This is a genomic window from Streptomyces sp. Rer75, assembly GCF_013414305.1.
GTDB classification, from domain to species: Bacteria; Actinomycetota; Actinomycetes; order Streptomycetales; family Streptomycetaceae; genus Streptomyces; species Streptomyces himastatinicus.
The window spans coordinates 2,673,643-2,696,592 of record NZ_CP058693.1 but is presented as its reverse complement, the minus strand read 5'-3'; the positions used below and the strand labels follow the sequence as shown (position 1 = coordinate 2,696,592).

The following is a 22,950-nucleotide window of genomic DNA, read 5'->3' as shown; positions in this document are numbered from 1 at the left end:
GGGGTGTTGCCCCGGGGTCAGTCCTTGAAGGTCTCGCTCTTCACGTCCTTCCAGGCGCCGTTCTTCACCTGGTAGACGGTCAGCTGCTTGTTGGTGGTGTCTCCGTACTGGTCGAAGGAGACCTTGCCGGTCACGCCGTCGAAGGAGACCTTGTTCAGCGCCTCGGTGATCTTGGCGCGGGCGTCGTCGGGGAGCTTGCCGTCGTTGTCGGCGACGACCGCCTTGACGGCCTGGATGATGGCCCAGGCGGCGTCGTAGGAGTAGCCGCCGTACGCCCCGTACGGGTCCGGGTACTTCTGGCCCGCGTAGTTCTTGACGAACGTCTTGGCGGAGGGGAGGTCTTCGACGGGGTAGCCGACGGAGGTCGCGAGGTCGCCGTCGTTGTTGGTGCCGGACGCCTTGATGAACGCGGGGTCGTAGATGCCGTCGCCGCCCATCACCGGGACCTGCGCACCGGCCTGCTTGATCTGGTCGGACAGCAGGCCGCCCTCGGGGTACTGGCCGCCGAAGTAGACGGAGTCGGCGCCGGATGACCTGACCTTGCCCGCGATGCCGGAGAAGTCGGTCTCCTTGACGGTGAGGTGGTCGGTGCCGACGACCGTGCCGCCGAGGCGCTTGAACTCCTGGGCGAAGATCTTGGCGAGCCCGGCGCCATAGGTCTGCTTGTCGTCGATGACGAAGACCTTCCGCTTCTTCGCGTCCTTGTAGTAGTACTGCGCGGCGAAGCGGCCCTGGATGATGTCGGTGGTCGCGGTGCGGAAGTACGTCTTGAAGGGCCGGGACTTCTTGCCCGAGGCCCAGGCGTCGCCCTGGCTCAGCGCCGGGTTGGTGTTGGCTGGGGAGACCTCGGCCAGGTCCGCCTTGGCGAAGACGCCCTGCATGGACTGGGCGACGCCGGAGTTCAGCGGGCCGACCGTGCCGAGGATGGCGTCCTCGTCCACCATCGACGTGGCGTTCTGCTTGCCGGAGGACGGCACCGCCTGGTCGTCATAGGACTTGATCTTGAAGGTGACGCCCGGGACCTCGTTCTGCTTGTTGGCCACCTTGGTGGCGAGGTCGACGGAGTTCTTGATGCCCTGGCCGAGTGCCGACAGCGAGCCGGTGAGCGGGGCGTCGACGCCGATGACGACGGTGGTCTTCTTGTTCTTGTCCCCGCTGTCGGTCTGGCCGCGCGAACCGCAGGCGCTGAGGGTGAGGGCTCCCGCGGTGATCGCGGTCGTCAGGATGAGCAAGGAGCGCTGTCGCACGAAGAATCCTTTCCCTGGCCCGGCCGCCCCTCTGGATGGGGCGCCGTGTCCGCGCCGGTGGACCTGTTACAGCCGTTCGGGCGCTGGCGAACACCCGACGGGTGTCGTGACTGGCTGTGAATGTAAGCGTGGGACGCGTCAGGTGGCAGAGGTGCAGCCCATGATGTGACTGTCTTGTTATGACACAGGTCACGTTCCTGTCTCGGTGTAGCGGAACGGAAGGGATGAAGTGGGTGTTTACGGACAATCCATGAGGTCCGGATAGTGAGAAGGTGCAGTTCCGCTAAGGAGTCGAGGGAAGTTGCGAACGAAGTGTGGAGGCGTGTGCTCGTGGTCGCGGAGCGAGGTCATCATCCATGACGTCACGGCACGCAAGCGTCCGATCTTGTATTGCGAACGCATTACGTAGTGTTACAACCGGGGCGAGTGATTCCAGCCCGTGCGTGAACGGTGTGCGGGCCGGCGCGCGGCCCGGCGCGCACGCAGAAGCGGCGCCCCGGATCCGGGGGCGCCGCTTCTCGTGGCCGAGGTGGGGCGTTAGGCCCTGTCCGGCGAAGATCCGCCGGACAGGGCCTACGGCTTCGGCAGGCCCTCCGCCTCGCGCAGCAGACAGGTCAGCCGGGCGGTGCACACCCGGCGGTCCTGCTCGTCGCTGATGACGATCTCGTACGTGGCGGTCGAGCGCCCCCGGTGGACGGGCGTGGCGACGCCGGTGACCAGGCCGGAGCGCACCCCGCGGTGGTGGGTGCAGTTGAGGTCGACGCCGACCGCGATCCGGCCGCTGCCGCCGTGCAGCATCGAGCCCACCGAGCCGAGGGTCTCGGCCAGCACGGCGGAGGCGCCGCCGTGCAGCAGCCCGTACGGCTGGGTGTTGCCCTCGACGGGCATGGTGCCCACGACCCGCTCCGCGGAGGCTTCGAGGATCTGCACGCCCATGCGGGTGCCGAGATGGCCGGCGGAGAACAGCGCGAGGAGGTCGACGCCGAGTGCCGCGTACTCGTCGATGACCTCTTGCGGGAACTTCACGCTGGCCTGCTCGCCCATCGGACCGGCTCCGTTCGTCGTGCTGCTGGTGGCCACCTTCTTATCAGGAGCGCTGAGCGGACGCTTAGACGGGGTTGGTGGGTTCCAGCCGGATCACCACGGACTTGCTGGCCGGGGTGTTGCTGGTGTCGGCGGTGGAGTCCAGCGGGACCAGGACGTTGGTCTCCGGGTAGTACGAGGCGGCGCAGCCGCGGGTGGTGGGGTAGTGGACCACCCGGAACCCGGCGGCGCGCCGCTCGGTGCCGTCCGTCCACTCGCTGACCAGGTCGGCGTACGCGCCGTCGGCGAGCCCCCGCTCGCGGGCGTCCTCGGGGTGGATGAGCACCACCCGGCGGCCGTTCTTGATGCCGCGGTAGCGGTCGTCGAGGCCGTAGATGGTGGTGTTGTACTGGTCGTGCGAGCGCAGGGTCTGGAGCAGCAGCCGGCCTTCGGGGGCCTTCGGGTACTCGACCGGGGCGGCGGTGAAGTTGGCCTTGCCGGTGGCGGTCGGGAAGCTGCGGCTGTCGCGCGGGGCGTGCGGCAGGGCGAACCCGGACGGGTTGCTCACCTTGGCGTTGAAGTCCTCGAAGCCGGGGATGACGGCCGCGATGCGGTCACGGATCGTGGCGTAGTCGCGCTCGAACTCCGCCCAGGGGGTGGCGCTTTCCGGGCCGAGCACCCGCCGGGCCAGTCGGCAGACGATGGCCGGTTCGGAGAGGAGGTGCGGGCTCGCGGGCTCCAGCCTGCCGCGCGAGGCGTGCACCATCCCCATCGAGTCCTCGACGGTGACGAACTGCGGCCCGCCGTCCTGGATGTCCCGGTCCGAGCGGCCGAGGGTGGGCAGGATCAGGGCGCGGGTGCCGGTGACCACGTGCGAGCGGTTGAGCTTGGTGGAGACGTGGACGGTCAGCCGGGCGGCGCGCATGGCGGCCTCGGTGACGTCGGTGTCGGGGGAGGCGGCCACGAAGTTGCCGCCCATGGCGAAGAAGACCTTGGCCTGTCCGTCGCGCATCGCGCGGATGGCGCGGACGACGTCGAAGCCGTGCTCGCGCGGCGGGGCGAAGCCGAACTCCTTCTCCAGGGCGTCCAGGAAGGCGGGGGCGGGCCGCTCGAAGATGCCCATGGTGCGGTCGCCCTGCACATTGCTGTGGCCGCGCACGGGGCACACCCCGGCGCCGGGGCGGCCGACGTTGCCGCGCAGCAGCAGGAAGTTCACGACTTCCCGGATGGTGGGCACCGAGTGCTTGTGCTGGGTCAGGCCCATCGCCCAGCAGACGATGGTGCGCTTCGAGGCGAGGACCATGCGCAGCGCGCGCTCGATGTCGGCCCGCTCCAGGCCGGTGGCGCTCAGCGTCTCGTCCCAGTCGGCGGCGCGGGCGGCGGTGGCGAACTCCTCGAAGCCGTGGGTGTGCTCGCGGATGAAGTCCTCGTCGATGACGGCTTCGTCCGTGCCGGAGGCGTTGTCGGAAGCCTCCAGGATCAGCTTGTTGAGGAGGCGGAAGAGGGCCTGGTCGCCGCCGATCCGGATCTGGAGGAAGAGGTCGGTGAGCGAGGTGCCGCCGCCCGCGAGCCCGCGGGCGTTCTGCGGGTTCTTGAACCGCTCCAGGCCCGCCTCGGGCAGCGGGTTGATGGAGATGATCTTCGCGCCGTTGCCCTTCGCCTTCTCCAGGGCGGAGAGCATGCGCGGATGGTTGGTGCCCGGGTTCTGCCCGGCGACGATGATCAGGTCGGCCTTGTGGAGATCCTCCAGCAGCACGCTGCCCTTGCCGACGCCCAGGGTCTCGGTCAGCGCGGAGCCCGAGGACTCGTGGCACATGTTGGAGCAGTCGGGCAGGTTGTTGGTGCCGAATTCGCGGGCGAAGAGCTGGTAGAGGAACGCGGCCTCGTTGCTGGTGCGGCCGGAGGTGTAGAAGACGGCCTCGTCGGGGGAGTCCAGCGCGTGCAGTTCGTCGGCGATGATGTCGAACGCGCGGTCCCAGCTGACCGGCTCGTAGGCTTCGGCGCCTTCGTCCAGGTACATGGGCTGGGTGAGCCTGCCCTGCTGGCCGAGCCAGTAGCCGCTGCGGGTGGCGAGGTCGGCCACCGGGTGGGCGGCGAAGAAGTCGGGGGTGACCCGGCGCAGGGTCGCCTCCTCGGCGACGGCCTTCGCGCCGTTCTCGCAGAACTCGGCCGCGTGCCGCTTGTCGCCCTCGGGCCAGGCGCAGCCGGGGCAGTCGAAGCCCTTCTTCTGGTTGACCCGCATGAGGGTGAGGGCGGTGCGGCGGATTCCCATCTGCTGATGGGCGATGCGCAGCGAGTGACCGACCGCGGGGAGCCCGGCGGCGGCGTGTTTGGGGGGTGCGACCTCGGGCGCGTCCTGTACTGGATCGCCTGCGGGCGGCTTGGCTGCCATGTCGCTCCCCTTTTTCGACTCGACTTGTCGGCTTCGACATCGGCTCGGTTGTCCCCCATCGATCCTTTCATGAGTCATGGACTTTGGGACCACCCGGTGCGGGGGGCCGGGGTGGGAGGCGGGAGGCGTTGTCGGTGGGGCGTGGCAGGATCGGGGGCGTGGCAGAGAAAGCATCGAAGAAGACCGCAGCGCCCGAGCCCGACCGCACGGGGGACCGTCCCCGCCTGCTCCTGCTGGACGGGCATTCCCTGGCATACCGGGCGTTCTTCGCGCTGCCGGCGGAAAATTTCAGCACGACCTCCGGCCAGACGACCAACGCGATCTACGGCTTCACCTCGATGCTGGCGAACACGCTCCGTGATGAGCAGCCCACGCACCTGGCGGTGGCGTTCGACGTCTCGCGCAAGACCTGGCGCTCCGAGCAGTTCGCGGAGTACAAGGCGAACCGCTCCAAGAGCCCCGACGAGTTCAAGGGGCAGGTCGAGCTGATCGGCGAGCTGCTGGACACGATGAACGTCACCCGCTTCGCGGTGGACGGCTTCGAGGCGGACGACGTGATCGCCACCCTTGCCACCCAGGCCGAGGCCGAGGGCTTCGAGGTCCTGATCGTCACCGGTGACCGCGATTCGTTCCAGCTGGTCAGCGATCATGTCACGGTGCTCTATCCGACCAAGGGCGTCTCCGAGCTGACCCGGTTCACCCCCGAGAAGGTCCACGAGAAGTACGGGCTCACCCCGCGCCAGTACCCCGACTTCGCGGCGCTGCGCGGCGACCCGTCGGACAACCTGCCCGGCATCCCGGGCGTCGGCGAGAAGACCGCCGCGAAGTGGATCAACCAGTTCGGGTCGTTCCAGGATCTGGTGGAGCGGGTCGACGAGGTCAAGGGCAAGGTCGGCGAGAAGCTGCGCGACCACCTGGAGTCCGTCAAGCTCAACCGGCAGCTGACCGAGCTGGTCAGGGACGTGGAGCTGGGCGTCGGCCCCGATGGCCTCAAGCGCGTTCCGTACGACCGGGCAGCGCTGGCCGTGATCCTGGACGCGCTGGAGTTCCGCCACCAGAACTTCCGCGACCGGATCCTGGCCGTCGACCCGGGCGCGGCCGACGAGGAGCCCGCCGCCGCGGAGCCCGGCGTCGAGGTCGACGGGGTGACGCTGAGCGCGGGCGAGCTGGCGCCCTGGCTGGCCGACCGCGGCGCCGAACCGCTGGGCCTGGCCACCGTGGACACCTGGGCGCTGGGCAGCGGCAGCGTCAGCGAGGTCGCGCTGGCCACCGCGGGCGGGCCCGCGGTCTGCTTCGACCCGGCGGAGCTGGACGAGGCCGACGAGCGGGCCTTCGCCGCCTGGATCGCCGACCCGGACCGGCCGAAGGTGCTGCACAACGCCAAGGGCACCATGCGGGTCTTCGCCGAGCACGGCTGGTCCGTCGCGGGCGTCTCCATGGACACCGCGCTCTCCGCCTATCTGGTCAAGCCGGGCCGCCGTTCCTTCGAGCTGGACGCCCTGTCGGTCGAGTACCTGGGCCGTGAGCTGTCCCCGGCGGCGGCCGCGGACAGCGGGCAGCTCGCCTTCGGCGCCGATGAACAGGCCGAGCAGGACGCCCTGATGATCAAGGCGCGTACGGTCCTCGACCTCGGCGAGGCGTTCCGGGGCCGTCTGGAGGAGGTCGGCGCGGCCGGGCTGCTGAGCGATGTGGAGCTGCCCACCTCCGAGCTGCTGGCCCGGCTGGAGCGCTCCGGCATCGCCGCCGACCGTGACTGGCTGGACCGCATGGAGCAGCAGTTCGCGGGAGCCGTCCAGCAGGCGGTGAAGGAGGCGCACGCCGCGGTGGGCCACGAGTTCAACCTCGGCTCGCCCAAGCAGCTCCAGGAGGTGCTCTTCGGCGAGCTGGGCCTGCCCAAGACCAAGAAGACCAAGACCGGGTACACGACGGACGCCGACGCGCTCGCCTGGCTGGCCGGGCAGACCGACCACGAACTCCCGGTGATCATGCTGCGCCACCGGGAGCAGGCCCGGCTGCGCTCCACCGTGGAGGGGCTGATCAAGACGATCTCCCCCGGTGGCCGCATCCACACCACCTTCAACCAGACGGTGGCGGCGACCGGCCGGCTGTCCTCGACCGACCCCAATCTCCAGAACATCCCGGTGCGCACGGACGAGGGCCGGGCGATCCGGCGCGGCTTCGTCGTCGGTGAGGGCTTCGAATCCCTGATGACCGCCGACTACAGCCAGATCGAGCTGCGCGTGATGGCCCATCTCTCCGAGGACGAGGGTCTGATCGAGGCGTTCACCTCCGGTGAGGACCTGCACACCACGGTCGCCTCCCAGGTGTTCGGCGTCGCCAAGTCCGAGGTCGACCCGGAGATGCGGCGCAAGATCAAGGCCATGTCGTACGGCCTGGCGTACGGGCTCTCGGCGTTCGGCCTCTCCCAGCAGCTGGGCATCGGCGCGGACGAGGCCCGGCGGCTGATGGAGAACTTCTTCGAGCGGTTCGGCGGCGTCCGCGACTATCTCCAGCGGGTCGTGGAGGAGGCGCGCGCCATCGGCTACACGGAGACCATGCTCGGCCGCCGCCGCTACCTCCCCGATCTCACCAGCGACAACCGCCAGCGCCGCGAGATGGCCGAGCGGATGGCGCTCAACGCGCCGATCCAGGGCACCGCCGCTGACATCGTCAAGATCGCGATGCTGAAGGTGGACGCCGCGTTGACGGCAGGCGAACTCTCGTCGCGGATGCTGCTCCAGGTGCACGACGAAATCGTGCTGGAGATCGCGCCGGGGGAGCGGGAGCGGGTCGAGGAGCTGGTGCGGCGCGAGATGGCCGGTGCCTTCCAACTGCGCGCTCCGCTGGACGTGTCGGTGGGTGTCGGCGCCGACTGGGAGTCGGCCGCGCACTGAGCGGGCGCCCGGTGGAATCGGCGGAACCGGCCAAGTCCTGACTCCACAATGGCCGCTGACGGGCGGTAGGCAGCGGTAGTCGCGGGCCCTAAGTTGTCGTAGTGTCACCAGGGTTGACGCGCGGGGGAGCGCACTGTGTTCGACGGGAGGGACACACGGATGGCACCGCTTATCGGCCGACGTCTGCGTAAGGGGGCGGCCACGACGGCGGTGGCGGCGGCCGCGATGGCCGCCCTCACCGCATCCCAGGCGCCCGGGTTCGCCGCGCAGGAGCACGCAGACCGTGACCACCGGGACCGGGACCGGGCCAGTGGGGCGCAGCCCTCGCCCGATACGCCCATCGACGGCGGCTCCTCGTACCACACCGATCTGCCGCCCCTGACCAAGCCGGACAAGCCGGGCTCCTCGATCGACCTGCCGGGGTTCCCGGGCAGCAGCACCAAGGCCGAGGCGGGCATCCCGGCGAGCGTCCTCGCCGCGTACAAGAAGGCGGAGGCGGCGCTCAGGGAGTCCAAGCCCGGCTGCAATCTGCCGTGGCAGCTGCTGGCCGCGATCGGCAAGGTCGAGTCCGGCCAGGCCCGCGGCGGCAACGTGGACGACAAGGGGACGACCGTCAGTCCCATCCTCGGACCGGCCCTCAACGGCAACGGCTTCGCCCTGATCAAGGACACCGACGGCGGCGAGTTCGACGGGGACACCACCCACGACCGGGCCGTCGGGCCGATGCAGTTCATCCCGTCCACTTGGGCGAACTGGAGCGAGGACGGCAACGGAGACGGCCGCTCGGACCCCAACAACATCTACGACGCGGCGCTCGCCGCCGGTTACTACTTGTGCGCCAACGACCGTGATCTGTCCGTCCAGAAGGACATCAACGCGGCGATCCTCGGCTACAACCACTCGCAGGAGTATCTGAACACCGTCCTGTCGTGGTTCGAGTACTACAAGAGCGGTACCCACGAGGTTCCCGACGGCACCGGAGTGCTGCCCTCGGAGCGGAGCGACCCGCCCGGCAACGGCTCCAAGACGGGCTCCAAGGAATCCGGCAAGGAATCCGGCAAGGGGTCCGACAAGGAAAAGGGCAAGGGCAACGGCGGTGCGCGCACCCTGCCCAAGCCCGAGGACGGCCGCGGCGGCTCCACGTCCCCCTCGCCGAGCCCGAAGCCGGGCGAAGGCGGGACGCAGACGCCCGGTCAGGACCTCCCCACCCCGCCGACCACGCCGCCCACCACCCCCGCGCCCAAGCCCACCGGCACCGCCAAGCTGACCGCGGTCGGCGCCAAGCAGCTCACCGCCACCGCCGGTGAGACGTTCACCGGCTCCCCCAAGGTCCGCGCGGTGGACGCCGCGGGCAAGCCGGTGGCGGCGGCGCGCGTGAAGTACGAGATCCGTGGTGAGACGAGCGCCCGCTTCCTCGGCCTCGTCCGTTCCGTCACCGTGCTCACCGGTCTCGACGGCACCGCCACCGCCCCCAAGTTGCTCGCGGGCGAGCAGCCCGGCTCGTTCACCCTGCGCGCCACGGCCGTCGGGCGCGAGAAGGTGTCTCCGGTCGACTTCGCCGCGACCGTCAAGCCCCGCCCTGTCCCGCAGGCCGACGCGCTGGCCCGCCTCGGTGACGGCGTCCTCAAGACCGGGACCGGTGGCGCCTTCGCCGATCTCCTCACCGTCAAGGCGACCAACAAGGGCAAGGTCGCGGCGGGCGTCCCGGTCACCGCGACCATGATCACGGACGCCAAGAAGCCCCAGGTGAACGACAAGGGTCCGTACTTCCTGGACGCCAAGGGCAAGCCGGTCCGCACCCTGACCGGGCTGAAGACCAACGCCCTCGGACAGCTGACGCTTCCGAAGATCCTCACCGACGAGCACGCGGGCACCTATCTGCTCCGCCTCACCACGGCCGACGGCGCCGTCCTCGACGTCGAGCTGACCGTCACCAAGGCCGCCGCCCCCTAGCGGCCGCCGCACCGGGCACACCGCGCGCCGCCCCCGAGCCCCCACCGGGCCCGGGGGCGGCGCGTTCGCGTTGAGCCCTTCGTGTTCTCATCTGCGCCGCCCGTTGCTACGGTGCCCAGCCCCGGCTGTAACTGACGCCCTGTCAGTTGTCGTACCGCAATCACGGGAGGCCCGCATGCGCGCCCTCGCCGCCGCCGCGATCGGACTCGCCGCCGCCCTCGCCCTCGTCTTCACGGTGACGGCCATCGGCGCCCCCGGCGGCACCACCTCCCCCGAGCCGCTGCTCACCACCGTCCCCGAGCACCCCTGAGGGAGGGACGCCCCGCCATGCGCCGCAAAGCCAGCCTGGTGCTGCTCGCCTTCGCCGTCTTCTTCGCCGCCCTCGCGCCGCTGGTGCGCTGGTACGCGTTCCCCCGGCTCGCCAAGATCCCGCCCAGCGAGTACCAGACGGCCGTCCTGGAGGCCCGCCCCGCCACCCTGCTCGACTACGCCACCATGAAGCCCCGGAAGGTTTCCAAGGTCAGCATCGTGCAGACCCTGCGCGGCAACGTGGGCGCGGCCGAGAAGGTCGGGAAGGAGACCGGGCGCGACGTCGTCGTCTGGGACGCCCTGTCGTACATCGCCGGGCCCGACGGCAAGATGGTCTCCCGGATCCCCGAGCGCTACGTCTTCGACGCCCACTCCCAGGACCCGGTGCACGCGGGCGGCGAGCACGTCGACGGCGACGCCGTGCGCCGCGAGGGCATCGCGTACAAGTGGCCCTTCCTCACCGAGAAGCGCGACTACCGCTACTTCGACGCCCAGACCCGCACCTCCGCGCCCATCCACTACAAGGGCACCCGGAACTTCCGCGGTCTGACGGTGTACTACTTCGAGCAGACCATCCCGTGGACCAAGGTCCCGCTGCCCAAGACCATGCCGGTCGACGGCGTCACCCCCGAGACCGTCCGCAAGGCCGGAACCTCCCGCTGGTACACCACCAAGCGCATGTTCTGGGTCGAACCCACCACCGGCGCGCCCGTCAACGGGCAGGAGATCCACCGCGAGGAACTGCGCGGCGGCACCCTGCTGGGCGGCCGGGAGCGGGTGACCGTCTTCTCGGGCCACGTGAAGATGCGCGAGGACTACATCGCCCACACGGTGAAGATGGTCTCCTCCCAGCGGCAGCTGGTCCTGGCCTTCACCACGTATCTGCCCTGGGGCTTCGGGGTGCTGGGGGCCGGACTGCTCGCGGTCGCGCTGCTGCTGGAGGAGCGCGGCCGTCGCCCGGGGGCGCCTCCGCGGCGCTCGCGGCGACGGCTCGTCAACCTCCGTCCCCGCGTTCCCTCCTGATAGTGACGCCGGTAGTGATCTCGGTAGTCGGCTGGCTAGCATGCGCTCCATGCCGGGTATCACGATCGAGTTCACCGAGCAGGAACTGGCGGAGCTGCGCGCCGAGGCGAAGGAGAAGGGCGTGGCCATCAAGCGCCTCGCCCACGACATACTGACCGAGGACGTCGTGCGGCGGCGTCAGAAGCAGCGCTTCGTCGAGGGTGCCGTGCGCTTCGCCCTGGGCTACAAGGCCGAGTTCGAGCGGGAGTTCCCGGAAGGGTTGCGTTGATCCTGTACGTCGACGCCGGCTGGGTGCTCAACGTGCAGGTCGACGTCTCCCCGGTGAACACCCCCGTGCGTGACTGGGGCGCACTGCACTGCATGAGCGAACGGCACCGCTACGAACGGTTCGCGGGGGAGCCGTACTACGAGGAGGCCGCGGCGCGCGCCGCGACCTTCCTCCACACCTCGCTGATCCTGGAACCGTTCTCCGACTACAACGCGGTCATCGGCGCGGCCTGCGCCCAGATGTACCTGGAGGAGTCCGGCGAGGCGATCGCCCCGCCGCCCGGCGCCATGGTGGGGCTCATCCGCGACATACGGGACAACCGGCTCCGCCTGAGCGAGACCGCCCGGCGGCTGCGCGCCTGGGCCGTATAGACCCGGTGCGACTCGCGCCGTTCAGCGGCGGGCGTTGGTGCGCCGCGTCGGCTCGGCCGTCGTCGGGTCCTCCGGCCACGGATGCTTGGGGTAACGGCCGCGCAGCTCGGCCCGTACGGAGCGGTAGCCGTCCCGCCAGAACGACGCCAGGTCGGCCGTGACCGCCGCCGGACGCCCCGCCGGTGACAGCAGATGCACCAGCAGCGGCACCCGCCCGCCCGCGATCCGCGGCGACTCCTGCCAGCCGAACAGCTCCTGGAGCTTCGCCGCCAGCACCGGCTGTCCGTCCCCGTCCCCGTAGTCCACCCGCACCCGCGAGCCGCTCGGCACCTCGATCCGCTCCGGCGCCAGCTCCTCGAAGCGCGCCGCGTGGCCCGTCGCCCACGGCAGCAGCCGGGCCAGGGCCTGACCGGCGTCCACCCGCTCCAGATCCGCCCGCCGCCGGGCCCGGCCCAGCTCCACGCCCAGCCACGCGTCCGGGTCCGCCAGCAGCGCCGCCTCCGATACGTCCGGCCAGGGCGCCCCCAGCTCCCGGTGCAGGAACGCCATCCGCTGCCGCACCGCCGTGGCCTGCGCGGACCAGCGCAGTAGCCCCGTCCCCTCGCGGCGCAGCCCCTCCAGCAGCGCCGCGTGCACGAGCGCCGGGTCGGGCGCGGCCAGCGGCCGGGCCACCAGCTCGATCGCCCCGAGCCGGGACACCCGCCGGGCGACGACGTCCCCGTCGGCCCAGTGCACCTCCTCGCCGTCCGACCCCAGCGCCGCGGCCGCCGTACGGGCCGTCTCCTCGTCGGTGACGGCGGCGAGGCGCACCCGCGCCGACGCGGCGGCGACGGGCCGGTCCGCGACCGCCACGGCCAGCCACGGCGCACCGCCCAGCCGCGACCCGTCGCCCAGCTCGGCCCCGGTCCCGGCCGCCATGAGATACGACCGCCCGCCCCGCACCCGCGCCACCCGCTCGGGAAACGCCAGCGCGACGACGAGCCCGGCGACGGCGTCATCGGATCGCGCCGGGCTGTCCTGTCCCGGAAGCCCGGACGCCCTGCTTCGCGCACCGCGGCTGCCGGTGCCCCGGCCGCCACCCGGCCCGGTGCCCGGAGTCGGCCCGTCCGGCCGTCCGGCGGACGCGGTGCCGGCGCCCACCGACTCGCCCCCGCTGGGCGCATCGGGTGCGGCGCCCGCGCCGGGACCGGGCCCCGGCTGTGCGGTACCGGCGTCCGCACGCTCGGCCTTCGCGGGCGGCGCGGTGGCGGCGGGCATCGCCGCCGACGGTCCGCCGCGCGGTCCGCCGGTGGCGGCATCCGTCCGCGGGCCGCCCGCGTCCCCCGTCACCGCGCGCTCCAGGCGGCGGGCCTCCTGGCGCCAGCGGGGCGCGTACGGGTCTCCCGCGCGGCGGGCGGTGCGCCAGGCGGCGGCCAGGTCGTCGCCGTACTCCCGCGGTGGCTCCTCGCTCAGCAGGGCCACCACCTCGGCCGCCCGGCGGGCGCCGACCTCGGGGGCGCCGTCGATGAGGGCGCGGGCGAGGCGGGGGTGGAGGCCGAGGCGGGACATGCGGCGGCCGCGCTCGGTGGCGCGCCCGGCCGCGTCGACGGCGCCGATCGCGGTCAGCACCTCCCGCGCGGCGGTCATGGCCCCACCGGGCGGTGGGTCGAGCAGGGCGAGGCCGGACGCGTCCGGGTCGCCCCAGCACGCCGCCTGGAGGGCGAAGGCCGTCAGGTCGGCCTCGGCGATCTCCGGCGACGGGAAGCGCGGCAGCCGGGCGTCCTCGGCCTCCGGCCAGCAGCGGTAGACCGTCCCCGGCGCCTCGCGCCCGGCCCGGCCCGCGCGCTGCCGGGCCGCGGCCCGCGAGGCCCGTACGGTCGTCAGGGCGCTCAGGCCCCGCGCGTGGTCCATGCGCGGCTCGCGGGCGAGGCCGCTGTCGACGACGATCCGTACGCCCGGCACGGTCAGGCTGGACTCGGCGACCGAGGTCGCCAGCACCACCCGCCGCCGACCGCCGTCCGCGCCCGCGAGCACGGCCTCCTGCACGGCGGCGGGGGCGCGCCCGTGGACCTGGAGGACGTCCGCGTCGGCGCCGCCCAGCAGCCCCGCCACCCGGCCGATCTCGCCGACGCCGGGCAGGAAGCACAGGACGTCACCGGACCGTTCGCGCAGTGCGCGCCGCACCACGTCCGCGACGTGTTCGAGCAGGGCCGGGTCCACGCGCATCCCATGCGGTGGGCGTACGGGGCGTACGGGCGGCGCCCACACCGCCTCGACGGGGTGCGACACGCCCGGGGCCGAGACGACCGGCGCGGGCTGCCCGTCGCCCGCGCCGTCATCGCCGCCGTCGCCGCCCAGCAGCCGCGCCCACCCCTCCGCGTCGGTCGTCGCCGACGCGGCGATCAGCCGCAGCTCCGGGCGCAGCGTGGCCTGGACGTCCAGCAGGAAGGCGGCCGCCGTGTCCGCGTCCAGGTGCCGTTCATGGCATTCGTCCAGCACGACGGCGTCGACTCCGGCCAGCTCCTGGTCCCGTTGCAGCCGCTGCACCAGCACACCGGTGGTCACCACCTCGACCACGGTGCGCGGCCCGGCCTGCCGCTCCCCGCGCACGGTGAAGCCGACGCGTTCGCCGGTCCGCTCGCCGAGCAGCCACGCCATGCGCCGCGCGGCGGCCCGCGCCGCGATCCGGCGCGGCTCGGCCACCAGGACACGACGAACCGGTGAGCCGTCGCCGTCCAGCAGTCCGGCCAGGACGAGCGGCACGAGGGTGGTCTTGCCGGTCCCGGGCGGTGCGCACAGCACCGCCGACCCCCGCCGGTCGAGCGCGCGCAGCAGCTCGGGGACGGCTTCGCGGACGGGGAGCTGGTCGAGGACGTCCGTACGCATGGCCGGTGGTCCCCCCGCTCAGTCCCGCTCGCAGACAAAGACGGCCGTGCCCGGGATGAGGCCGCCACGCAGCGGGGACCAGCCGCCCCACTCCTGACGGTTCCAGGCGGGCCATTCCGGTTCCACGAGGTCGATCAGCCGGAAGCCCCCGGCCACGACGTCCCGTACCCGGTCACCGAGGGTCCGGTGGTGTTCCACATAGACGGCACGGCCCGCGTCGTCCTGTTCCACATAGGGGGTGCGGTCGAAGTACGAGCCGGAGATGCTCAGCCCCTCGGGCCCCGGCTCGTCCGGGAACGCCCACCGCACCGGATGCGTCACCGAGAACACCCACCGGCCGCCCGGCCGGAGCACCCGGTGCACCTCGCGCATCACCCGGACCGGCTCCGCCACGAAGGGCACCGCCCCGTACGCGGAGCAGGCGAGGTCGAACGCGCCGTCCCGGAAGGGGAGCGCGGTCGCGTCGGCCTGGACCAGCGCGATTCCGGACGGGCCGGGGGCGGCCGCCTCCGCGTCGATCCGCTGGGCGTGCCGCAGCTGCCGGTGGGAGATGTCGAACGCCACGGGGCGGGCCCCGCGCGCCGCGAGCCAGCGCGAGCACTGCGCCGCGCCCGCGCCCACCTCCAGCACGTCGCGCCCCTTCAGTAGGTCCGCGGGCCCGAGCAGCCCGGCCTCCGCCTCGTCCAGCCCCTCCGGGCCCCAGATGAACCGGTCGTCGCCGAGGAAGGCGCCGTGCTCCTCCTGGTACTCGTCCGCGTTGCGGTCCCACCAGCCGCGGCTGGCCCGGCTGCTCTCGGTGTCGTCGGCGAGCCGGCGGGTGGCGGTGGGCTCGAAGGCTTCGGGGGCCTCGTCGAGGGCTTCAAGGGCACTCTCGGGGGCCCTGAAGGCACCGCTGGGCTTGTGTTCTTGGACCATCGGGCGCGTCGTCGTACTCTCTGTATCGACCTGTGGCTGCGGGGCGCGGCAACAAACCGCGTCGCAGCAGTGACCTGCAAATTGCCGGGTTAGGGGCGTTAGGCCCCACGTGCGCTCTTCGTGCATTGACCATGCCCGGCCGCCCCCGTATGCTACAAGTTGCGCTGCGGGCCTGCGCGACTCAGACGGAGCAGGCCGCGCTCGCATCTGTTGTATGTCCCCTCGGTTGTCGAGGCGCTTTCGGTCTCTGGAAAGATTCGGAAAGGTTCACGCCTCACAGGCTGTCCGGCTTCGGCGGTGCGATAAGGGTCCTCGGCGTAGCAGTACCTACGACTCAATGTCCGTACCGGAGCCCTTTCCCACATGACGAGCAGCACCGAGGCAACCCGCACCACCCCGCAGGTGGCGGTCAACGACATCGGTTCCGAGGAAGCCTTCCTCGCCGCGATCGACGAGACGATCAAGTACTTCAACGACGGCGACATCGTCGACGGCGTCATCGTGAAGGTCGACCGGGACGAGGTCCTGCTCGACATTGGTTACAAGACCGAAGGCGTCATCCCTTCCCGCGAGCTTTCGATCAAGCACGACGTCGACCCGAACGAGGTCGTGGCCGTCGGCGATGAGATCGAAGCCCTGGTTCTCCAGAAGGAGGACAAGGAAGGCCGCCTGATCCTCTCGAAGAAGCGCGCCCAGTACGAGCGTGCCTGGGGCACCATCGAGAAGATCAAGGAAGAGGACGGGATCGTCACCGGTACCGTCATCGAGGTCGTCAAGGGTGGTCTCATCCTCGACATCGGCCTCCGCGGCTTCCTTCCCGCCTCCCTGGTCGAGATGCGCCGCGTCCGCGACCTCCAGCCCTACGTGGGCAAGGAGCTCGAGGCGAAGATCATCGAGCTGGACAAGAACCGCAACAACGTGGTCCTGTCCCGCCGCGCCTGGCTGGAGCAGACCCAGAGCGAGGTCCGTCAGACCTTCCTCACCACCCTCCAGAAGGGCCAGGTGCGCTCCGGCGTCGTCTCCTCCATCGTCAACTTCGGTGCCTTCGTGGACCTGGGCGGCGTGGACGGTCTGGTCCACGTCTCCGAGCTGTCCTGGAAGCACATCGACCACCCGTCCGAGGTTGTCGAGGTCGGCCAGGAGGTCACGGTCGAGGTCCTGGACGTCGACATGGACCGCGAGCGCGTCTCCCTGTCGCTCAAGGCGACCCAGGAAGACCCGTGGCAGCAGTTCGCCCGGACCCACCAGATCGGTCAGGTCGTCCCGGGTAAGGTCACCAAGCTCGTTCCGTTCGGTGCGTTCGTCCGCGTCGACGAGGGCATCGAGGGCCTGGTCCACATCTCCGAGCTGGCCGAGCGCCACGTGGAGATCCCGGAGCAGGTCGTCCAGGTCAACGACGAGATCTTCGTCAAGGTCATCGACATCGACCTCGAGCGCCGCCGCATCAGCCTCTCGCTGAAGCAGGCCAACGAGGCCTTCGGTGCCGACCCGTCCGCGGTCGAGTTCGACCCGACCCTGTACGGCATGGCCGCGTCCTACGACGACCAGGGCAACTACATCTACCCCGAGGGCTTCGACCCCGAGGCCAACGACTGGCTCGAGGGCTACGAGAAGCAGCGCGAGGAGTGGGAGCGTCAGTACGCCGACGCGCAGACCCGCTTCGAGCAGCACCAGGCCCAGGTCATCAAGTCCCGCGAGGCCGACGAGCAGGCCGCTGCCGAGGCCGGCAGCGCTGCCCCGGCGCCCGGCGGGCAGGCTTCCGGCGGCGGTTCGTACTCCTCGGAGTCGGCCGACAACTCCGGCGCCCTGGCGTCGGACGAGGCGCTGGCCGCGCTCCGCGAGAAGCTGGCCGGTGGCCAGAGCTGAATCGCTGCGCCGCTGATCTGAGCGTCGGCGGCACCGGCTGAACGAGTGTGAGGCCCGTTCCCCTTCGGGGGAGCGGGCCTCACGCATGTTCCGGCGCATGTTCCGGCGCCACGCATGTCTCGGGGCGCAGACGGCCATGATGCGCACAGGAGTTGGGACCGGGGCCGGGAATGCGCCCGCCCCCGTGTGGTGTTTTCGCGTACGGAACACAAGGAGGAGCGGTCACAGTGCTTGATCCGCAGGATTTGTACGCGTGGGAACCGAGTGGGCTCGCCGAAGTCGACGCGATAGCCTCCCGGGATTCGGCCGGGCTGGTGCTGCTCTACCACTTCGACGGCTACATCGACGCCGGTGAGACCGGTGACCAGATCGTGGAGCGGCTGCTCGACGGGCTGCCGCGGCAGGTCGTCGCACGCTTCGACCACGACCGGCTCGTCGACTACCGGGCCCGGCGCCCCCTGCTCACCTTCCAGCGCGACCGCTGGACGGCCTACGAGACCCCGGCGATCGAACTCCACCTGGTGCGGGACGCGACCGCGGCGCCCTTCCTGCTGCTCTGCGGGCCCGAACCCGACGTGGAGTGGGAGCGTTTCGCGGCCGCGGTGCGGCAGATCATCGAGCGGCTCGGCGTGCGGCTCGCGGTGAACTTCCACGGCATCCCGATGGGCGTTCCGCACACCCGGCCGGTGGGCCTCACCCCGCACGGCAACCGCACCGACCTGATGCCCGGCCACCGCGGCTACTTCGACGAGGCCCAGGTGCCCGGCAGCGCCGAGTCGCTCATCGAGTACCGGCTCGGCGAGGCGGGCCATGACGTCCTCGGCGTCGCCGCCCACGTCCCCCACTATCTGGCCCGATCCGCCTACCCCGACGCGGCGCTCACCGCGCTGGAGGCGGTCACCGCGGCCACCGGCCTGGTGCTGCCGGGCGCGGCGCATGCGCTGCGCAACGAGGCGCTGAAGACGCAGGAGGAGATCGAGCGGCAGGTCTCGGAGGGGGACGACGAGCTGGTCGCGCTCGTACGGGGTCTTGAGCACCAGTACGACGCGGTGGCCGGGGCCGACAGCCGCGGCAACCTGGTCGCGGAACCGGCCGAGCTGCCGTCGGCGGACGAGCTGGGCGCCGAGTTCGAACGCTTCCTGGCCGAGCGGGAGGGCGAGGGCGGTGCCTGAGCGGCGGCCCCTCCAGCGGGGCCCCGTGCCCATATAGCGGGACCCGTGCTCGTATAGCGGGGGCCCGTGCTCGTATAGCGTGGGCCCCATGCTGAAGCTGGGGCTCACGGGCGGAATCGGCGCGGGCAAGAGCGAAGTCTCGCGGATCTTGGTCTCTTACGGCGCGGTGCTGATCGACTCCGATCGGATCGCCCGTGAGGTGGTCGAGCCGGGCACCCCCGGCCTCGCCGCCGTCGTCGCCGAGTTCGGGCCCGGGGTGCTGACCGCCGACGGCCGGCTCGACCGGCCCAAGCTCGGCGGCATCGTCTTCAACGACCCCGAGCGGCTGCGCGCCCTGAACGCCATCGTCCACCCCCTGGTCCGCGACCGCTCCGCCGAACTCCAGGCGGACGCCGGGCCGGAGGCGGTGGTCGTCCACGACGTCCCGCTGCTCGCCGAGAACGGCCTGGGGTCCCTGTACGACCTGGTGCTGGTCGTCGACGCCACGCCCGAGACCCAGCTCGACCGGCTGGTCCGGCTGCGCGGCATGACCGAGGACGAGGCGCGGGCCCGGATGGCGGCCCAGGCGACCCGCGAGGAGCGGCTGGCCGTCGCCGATGTCGTGATCGACAACGACGGCCCGCTGGAGGAGCTGGAGCCGCGGGTCCGCAAGGTCTGGACGGAGCTGGTGGAACGGGCCGCCGCCACGGACTGAGGCGACGGGCCGCGCTTGCGGGGCGGGCATGTTCGCGGAGCGGGCGTGTTCGCGGGGCGGGCATGCTTGCGGGGCGGACCGAGGGGGAATGTGGCGCACCAGGTGGTTGTTGTGGTGCCCGTAACGACGATCATCGCCGAGGGAACACCCAGGGACACCACCGAGGGATCACCGCACACGGGGCCAACGATCACGCAAGCCCGGGGAAGGAAGCGGCTGTGCCCGAGCCCACGCCCGAGACCCATGTCATCGACTACCGCGCCGCGGAGCAGCTGCTCGCCGCCCGAGATCCGCGAGGCGCCGTCAAGCTGCTCGACTCGGTCATCACCGCCCACCCCGAGAACACCGCGGCCCGGCTGCTGCGGGCCCGCGCGTTCTTCGGCGCGGCCCAGCTCCGTGCCGCGGAACTGGAATTCCACATCGTGCTGGAGCGCGAGCCGGACAACGCGTTCGCCCACTTCGCCCTCGCCCGTACGCTGGAGCGCGCCTCCCGCCGGGCCGAGGCCATCCGCCACTTCCGCCTCGCCGCGGCGCTCGATCCGCGCCCGGACTTCGTGGAGGCGGCGCGGTTCGGCGAGCAGGGCTGAGCCGCGCCGACCCAGGGGGGCGGTGCCGTCAGCGCCGCCGCCCCCTGACCGGCGCGTACGGCGGTACGTCCCGCCCCGGCTGGTAGTGCGGCCCCTGCCGGATGTGCCGGATGACCAGGGCCAGGTCGATCAGGGTGATCGCGGCGAGCGCCGCGCAGGCGGCCGCCCAGCCCGGCCTGTCCGCCAGTGCGAAGGCCACCGTGCCGCCGACGGTCCACAGCAGCCCCCAGACGGCGAGCCACAGCCGCATCCGCAGCGGGCTGCGGGCATGCGCGGGCTCATCGCCCGTACGGATGAATCGCATCGACATCGCAGCGCATCTCCCGCCCACCCCCTTGCGTCTCCCTCTTCGACGCTACCGCGCCGGGGTCTGTCGGTGTGGTCTGCGATCATGTGCTGAGCACACGGGAGCTGTGCAGCCAGCCGCGCAGGAACAGGAGTCGCACGTGATCCAGCAGTCATGGGACGAATCGGCCGCCCGGCGGGCCCGCATCCGCGGCTGTCTGCTGGCCGGTGCGATCGGTGACGCGATCGGCAACCCGATCGAGTTCCGCTCCCTGTCGGGGATCCGTGAGGCGTACGGCCGGGCGGGCGTCACCGGCTTCGTCCCGGACGACAGCGGCGTCGCGGGCCGGATCACCGACGACACCCAGATGACCCTGTTCACGGCCGAGGGGCTGATCCGGGCCCACGCCCTCGCCTCCGCCGAGGGCGTCGGGGGCGCCGTGATCGCCGTCATCCGCCGGGCGTACCTGCGCTGGCTCGACACCCAGAACTTTCCCGAGCCGCCGCGCCAGCGGACCCCGGAGGACATCGGCCGCTCCGGCTGGCTGCGCACCCATCCGTGGCTGTACGCCCGCCGCGCGCCCGGCAACGCGTGCCTCTCCGGCCTCCTCGAAGGCCACACCCCCGCCGTGGACGCCCCCCTCTACGGCGGCCCGGGCCCGGTGAACGGCGGCTCCAAGGGCTGCGGCACCGTGATGCGGTCGGCCCCGTTCGGCCTCACCGGTCTGCCCGCCCGCGACTGCTTCGAACTCGCTGCCCGCTGCGCCCAGATCACCCATGGCCATCCGACCGGCTACCTCGCGGCGGGCGCCCTGGCCGCGATCGTCGCCAACCTCCTCGAAGGCGACTCCCTGGAGGGCGCGGTCCTGCGCACCCTGGAGATCCTGCGCGCCTTCCCACGGCACGAGGAGACCGCCACCGCCCTGCGCCGCGCGATCGACCTGGCGGCCGGGGGCGACCCCACCGCGGAGAAGGTCGAGTCGCTCGGCGGTGGGTGGATCGCCGAGGAAGCGCTGGCCATCGGGGTCTACGCGGCCCTGGCGGGCCCCAGCGTCCCGGCGGCGCTGCTGCTGTCCGTCAACCACTCGGGCGACAGCGACTCGACCGGCTCGATCTGCGGCAACCTGCTGGGCGCCCACCACGGCGACCTGCGCCTGCCGCCGTCCTGGCTGGCGCAGGTGGAGGGCCGCGGCACGATAGCCGAGCTGGCCGATGACTTCGCCTCCGTATTCCACCCGTCCGCCCAGCCGTACGACGCCGCGGTCTTCCCCCAGGACCGCTACCCGCTGAACTGACCACCCGCTGAACCCCGCTGAACTGACTACCTGCTCAACTGGCCGCTCCGGTCACCGCGGAGGCGGCGTGGGAGCTTGCGGAGGGCGGGGAAGCGGTCGCGCTTCTCGCGGGTGCTGCGGTCCAGTTCTTCCATGAGGCGCCGGGAGCGCTGCTCCATGTCCAGTTCGGCGAGGATGCGGTCGACCTCGGCGAGCAGGGCACCCTGGAGCTGCCATTGGTCCGGGTGCCCCTGGACGCGGCGGAGGAGGAGGTGGGCGGCCTCGTCGCGGCTGGTGTGGGCCCGGGACAGCTCGGTGGCCAGGTGGGATTCGGCCTCCTCGGCGTTGGCGCTGATCGAGCTGGTGACCAGGACGGCGAAGCTTTCGACGGCGGCGGCGGTGTAGCGGAAGAGGTCCTCCAGCGCCTCGGCCACGTCGGCGGGGAAGAGGGGTTCGTCCGTGCGCTTCTTGGCGAGGTCGGTGAGGGTGCGGGTGAGGACGCGCAGGACGACCGTGCAGATCTCCAGGGTGTCCAGGCCGGTGCGCAGCACCACCCGGTGCAGCAGGCCCTCCTTGACCCGGGGGTTGAGGCGGACGCTGTCCTCGGCCTGCCGGAGGGCGGCGTCGACCTGGGAGATGTCGTGGTCGAGGCGGCGGGCCTCGTGGAGGCGGGCGGCGGCGCGTTCGACCGGGGTGGGGCTGCCCAGCTCCTCGGCCATGTGCAGCAGGAGCTGACGCATCCGGCGGGCCAGGTCCACGATGGACTCGCCCGCGGTGTGCACCCAGACGGGCGGCGCGAACAGGAAGTTGAAGGCCAGTCCGACGACGGCCCCGATCAGGGTCTCCAGCACCCGGGACCAGGCGGTGGTGGTCACCTGGCTCACGCCGAGGACGAGCATGGCGCTGATCGCCACCTCCGGGACGAACTCGCTCACCCGTGCGAAATGACCGGCCGTCAGCGAGGCGAGGATGATCAGACCCAGGCTCCACCAGGTCAGCCCGACCAGGATGGAGAAGGTAATGGCGAGCAGGACGCCCACCACCACGGCGTTCACCCGTCGGATGCCGGTGGTGAGGGTCGCGAAGAGGGTCACCTGCACCACGAGCAGCGCGGTGAGCGGGGCGGTCAGCGGGGCCGCTTCGGTGCTCAGCTGGAGGGCGACGACGTAGGAGATGGTCGCGGCCGCCGCGGAACGCAGGGTCTGGACGACGACGGGGGCTTTGCGGCGCTTGACGAGGTCCGCCACCGGGTCGAGGACATCAGGCACATGCTTGTCCCTTCCCGCTGCGTGAGCGACGGGTACCGCGCCGCCGCCCGGCCACCTCGGACGGGCTAACGTGTCGGGCGTGATCAGGCCATTCAAGGGGACCGAAGACGACGAGGCGCTGCCCGGGAGCACCGGACCCACCGCCACCGTCGAAGCCGCGCCGCGCCAGGTCGGGCGGGTACGGACCGAGTACGCACCGGATCCGGACGGGGACCCCGATCCGGGCGAGATCGTCTGGACGTGGGTTCCGTACGAGGAGAACGACGGCCGCGGCAAGGACCGGCCGGTGCTGGTCGTCGCGCGTGAGCGCGGCGGCACGCTGCTGGCCGTACAGCTGTCGAGCAAGCGGCACGACGGCGACCACGAGTGGGTGGCGATCGGCGCCGGGCCGTGGGACCGGGCCGGGCGGGACTCCTGGGTCGACCTGGACCGTGTCCTGCGGGTGTATCCGGATGGCATGCGGCGCGAGGCGTGTGCGCTGGACCGGCCGCGCTTCGACCTGGTCGTGATGCGGCTGCGGCAGCGGTACGGCTGGCGCTGAGCC

At 71.7% G+C, this 22,950-nt stretch carries 19 protein-coding genes; 12 read left to right on the top strand and 7 right to left on the bottom strand.

Features of this window, described 5'->3' with window-relative positions:
* Positions 1-17 precede the first annotated feature (17 nt).
* From HYQ63_RS11200 to HYQ63_RS11190, 3 genes are all read right to left on the bottom strand, one after another.
* A complete protein-coding gene (locus HYQ63_RS11200) occupies positions 18-1,247 on the bottom strand; it encodes a branched-chain amino acid ABC transporter substrate-binding protein (RefSeq protein ID WP_123106321.1) in 1,230 nt (409 codons plus the stop codon).
* A gap of 573 nt (positions 1,248-1,820) precedes the next feature.
* Positions 1,821-2,291, bottom strand: a complete 471-nt coding sequence (locus HYQ63_RS11195; protein WP_123106570.1) for a hotdog fold thioesterase — start codon at positions 2,289-2,291, stop codon at positions 1,821-1,823.
* Between the two features lie 64 nt (positions 2,292-2,355).
* Complete coding sequence (locus HYQ63_RS11190) at positions 2,356-4,662, bottom strand: FdhF/YdeP family oxidoreductase (protein ID WP_179933688.1); 2,307 nt, start codon at positions 4,660-4,662, stop codon at positions 2,356-2,358.
* Positions 4,663-4,820: 158 nt separating this feature from the next.
* Here HYQ63_RS11190 and polA point away from each other — a divergent pair, with 158 nt between their 5' ends.
* The 6 genes from polA to HYQ63_RS11160 all read left to right on the top strand — a co-directional run bounded on the left by polA (position 4,821) and on the right by HYQ63_RS11160 (position 11,480).
* Complete coding sequence (gene polA / locus HYQ63_RS11185; protein WP_179933687.1) at positions 4,821-7,556, top strand: DNA polymerase I; 2,736 nt, start codon at positions 4,821-4,823, stop codon at positions 7,554-7,556.
* A 159-nt stretch (positions 7,557-7,715) separates the two neighbouring features.
* Entirely contained in the window at positions 7,716-9,509 is a 1,794-nt protein-coding gene (locus HYQ63_RS11180) for a lytic transglycosylase domain-containing protein (RefSeq protein WP_179933686.1), read from the top strand.
* A 175-nt stretch (positions 9,510-9,684) separates the two neighbouring features.
* Positions 9,685-9,819, top strand: a complete 135-nt coding sequence (locus HYQ63_RS11175; RefSeq protein WP_009718759.1) for an SPW_0924 family protein — start codon at positions 9,685-9,687, stop codon at positions 9,817-9,819.
* 17 nt (positions 9,820-9,836) lie between these two features.
* Positions 9,837-10,841, top strand: a complete 1,005-nt coding sequence (locus tag HYQ63_RS11170; RefSeq protein ID WP_179933685.1) for a DUF3068 domain-containing protein — start codon at positions 9,837-9,839, stop codon at positions 10,839-10,841.
* A gap of 49 nt (positions 10,842-10,890) precedes the next feature.
* Positions 10,891-11,109: a hypothetical protein gene (locus tag HYQ63_RS11165; protein WP_039942128.1), complete on the top strand. Its 219-nt coding sequence runs from the start codon at positions 10,891-10,893 to the stop codon at positions 11,107-11,109.
* Positions 11,106-11,480, top strand: a complete 375-nt coding sequence (locus HYQ63_RS11160; RefSeq protein ID WP_009718762.1) for a hypothetical protein — start codon at positions 11,106-11,108, stop codon at positions 11,478-11,480. The genes HYQ63_RS11165 and HYQ63_RS11160 overlap by 4 nt, the downstream gene beginning before the upstream one ends.
* Positions 11,481-11,501: 21 nt before the next feature.
* On the opposite strand, the gene HYQ63_RS11155 is transcribed toward HYQ63_RS11160, so the two are convergent.
* Both HYQ63_RS11155 and HYQ63_RS11150 read right to left on the bottom strand, forming a co-directional pair.
* Entirely contained in the window at positions 11,502-14,345 is a 2,844-nt protein-coding gene (locus HYQ63_RS11155) for an ATP-dependent RNA helicase (RefSeq protein WP_179933684.1), read from the bottom strand.
* 18 nt (positions 14,346-14,363) lie between these two features.
* Complete coding sequence (locus HYQ63_RS11150) at positions 14,364-15,260, bottom strand: class I SAM-dependent methyltransferase (protein WP_179933683.1); 897 nt, start codon at positions 15,258-15,260, stop codon at positions 14,364-14,366.
* Between the two features lie 363 nt (positions 15,261-15,623).
* Between HYQ63_RS11150 and rpsA the strand changes: the two genes are divergently transcribed.
* From rpsA to HYQ63_RS11130, 4 genes are all read left to right on the top strand, one after another.
* Complete coding sequence (gene rpsA, locus HYQ63_RS11145; RefSeq protein WP_179933682.1) at positions 15,624-17,126, top strand: 30S ribosomal protein S1; 1,503 nt, start codon at positions 15,624-15,626, stop codon at positions 17,124-17,126.
* A 227-nt stretch (positions 17,127-17,353) separates the two neighbouring features.
* On the top strand, positions 17,354-18,298 hold the full coding sequence (locus HYQ63_RS11140) for a PAC2 family protein (RefSeq protein WP_179933681.1): 945 nt from the start codon (positions 17,354-17,356) through the stop codon (positions 18,296-18,298).
* An 88-nt stretch (positions 18,299-18,386) separates the two neighbouring features.
* Positions 18,387-18,992 carry a dephospho-CoA kinase gene (coaE, locus tag HYQ63_RS11135; protein WP_179933680.1) on the top strand — a complete coding sequence of 202 codons (606 nt, stop codon included), beginning with the start codon at positions 18,387-18,389 and terminating at the stop codon, positions 18,990-18,992.
* Positions 18,993-19,210: 218 nt separating this feature from the next.
* Positions 19,211-19,579 (top strand): tetratricopeptide repeat protein, encoded by a 369-nt coding sequence (locus tag HYQ63_RS11130; protein ID WP_179933679.1) that lies wholly within the window; start codon positions 19,211-19,213, stop codon positions 19,577-19,579.
* Positions 19,580-19,607: 28 nt separating this feature from the next.
* Here HYQ63_RS11130 and HYQ63_RS11125 read toward each other — a convergent pair whose 3' ends face one another.
* The gene (locus HYQ63_RS11125) at positions 19,608-19,889 is read right to left on the bottom strand and encodes a DUF6343 family protein (RefSeq protein WP_179933678.1); all 282 of its coding nucleotides are present in this window, start codon (positions 19,887-19,889) and stop codon (positions 19,608-19,610) included.
* Between the two features lie 136 nt (positions 19,890-20,025).
* On the opposite strand from HYQ63_RS11125, the gene HYQ63_RS11120 reads away from it, so the two are divergent.
* A complete protein-coding gene (locus HYQ63_RS11120) occupies positions 20,026-21,159 on the top strand; it encodes an ADP-ribosylglycohydrolase family protein (protein WP_179933677.1) in 1,134 nt (377 codons plus the stop codon).
* Positions 21,160-21,185: 26 nt separating this feature from the next.
* On the opposite strand, the gene HYQ63_RS11115 is transcribed toward HYQ63_RS11120, so the two are convergent.
* Positions 21,186-22,406, bottom strand: a complete 1,221-nt coding sequence (locus tag HYQ63_RS11115) for an aromatic acid exporter family protein (RefSeq protein ID WP_179933676.1) — start codon at positions 22,404-22,406, stop codon at positions 21,186-21,188.
* A gap of 79 nt (positions 22,407-22,485) precedes the next feature.
* Between HYQ63_RS11115 and HYQ63_RS11110 the strand changes: the two genes are divergently transcribed.
* A complete protein-coding gene (locus HYQ63_RS11110; RefSeq protein ID WP_179933675.1) occupies positions 22,486-22,947 on the top strand; it encodes a type II toxin-antitoxin system PemK/MazF family toxin in 462 nt (153 codons plus the stop codon).
* Positions 22,948-22,950 lie beyond the last annotated feature (3 nt).

Excerpts from the sequence above, each read along its gene's own strand:
- HYQ63_RS11195 (WP_123106570.1), bottom strand. The coding sequence starts at position 2,291 with ATGGGCGAGCAGGCCAGCGTGAAGTTCCCGCAAGAGGTCATCGACGAG.
- HYQ63_RS11190 (WP_179933688.1), bottom strand. The coding sequence starts at position 4,662 with ATGGCAGCCAAGCCGCCCGCAGGCGATCCAGTACAGGACGCGCCCGAG.
- HYQ63_RS11180 (WP_179933686.1), top strand. The coding sequence starts at position 7,716 with ATGGCACCGCTTATCGGCCGACGTCTGCGTAAGGGGGCGGCCACGACG.
- HYQ63_RS11175 (WP_009718759.1), top strand. The coding sequence starts at position 9,685 with ATGCGCGCCCTCGCCGCCGCCGCGATCGGACTCGCCGCCGCCCTCGCC.
- HYQ63_RS11170 (WP_179933685.1), top strand. The coding sequence starts at position 9,837 with ATGCGCCGCAAAGCCAGCCTGGTGCTGCTCGCCTTCGCCGTCTTCTTC.
- HYQ63_RS11165 (WP_039942128.1), top strand. The coding sequence starts at position 10,891 with ATGCCGGGTATCACGATCGAGTTCACCGAGCAGGAACTGGCGGAGCTG.
- HYQ63_RS11155 (WP_179933684.1), bottom strand. The coding sequence starts at position 14,345 with ATGCGTACGGACGTCCTCGACCAGCTCCCCGTCCGCGAAGCCGTCCCC.
- HYQ63_RS11150 (WP_179933683.1), bottom strand. The coding sequence starts at position 15,260 with ATGGTCCAAGAACACAAGCCCAGCGGTGCCTTCAGGGCCCCCGAGAGT.
- rpsA (WP_179933682.1), top strand. The coding sequence starts at position 15,624 with ATGACGAGCAGCACCGAGGCAACCCGCACCACCCCGCAGGTGGCGGTC.
- coaE (WP_179933680.1), top strand. The coding sequence starts at position 18,387 with ATGCTGAAGCTGGGGCTCACGGGCGGAATCGGCGCGGGCAAGAGCGAA.
- HYQ63_RS11125 (WP_179933678.1), bottom strand. The coding sequence starts at position 19,889 with ATGTCGATGCGATTCATCCGTACGGGCGATGAGCCCGCGCATGCCCGC.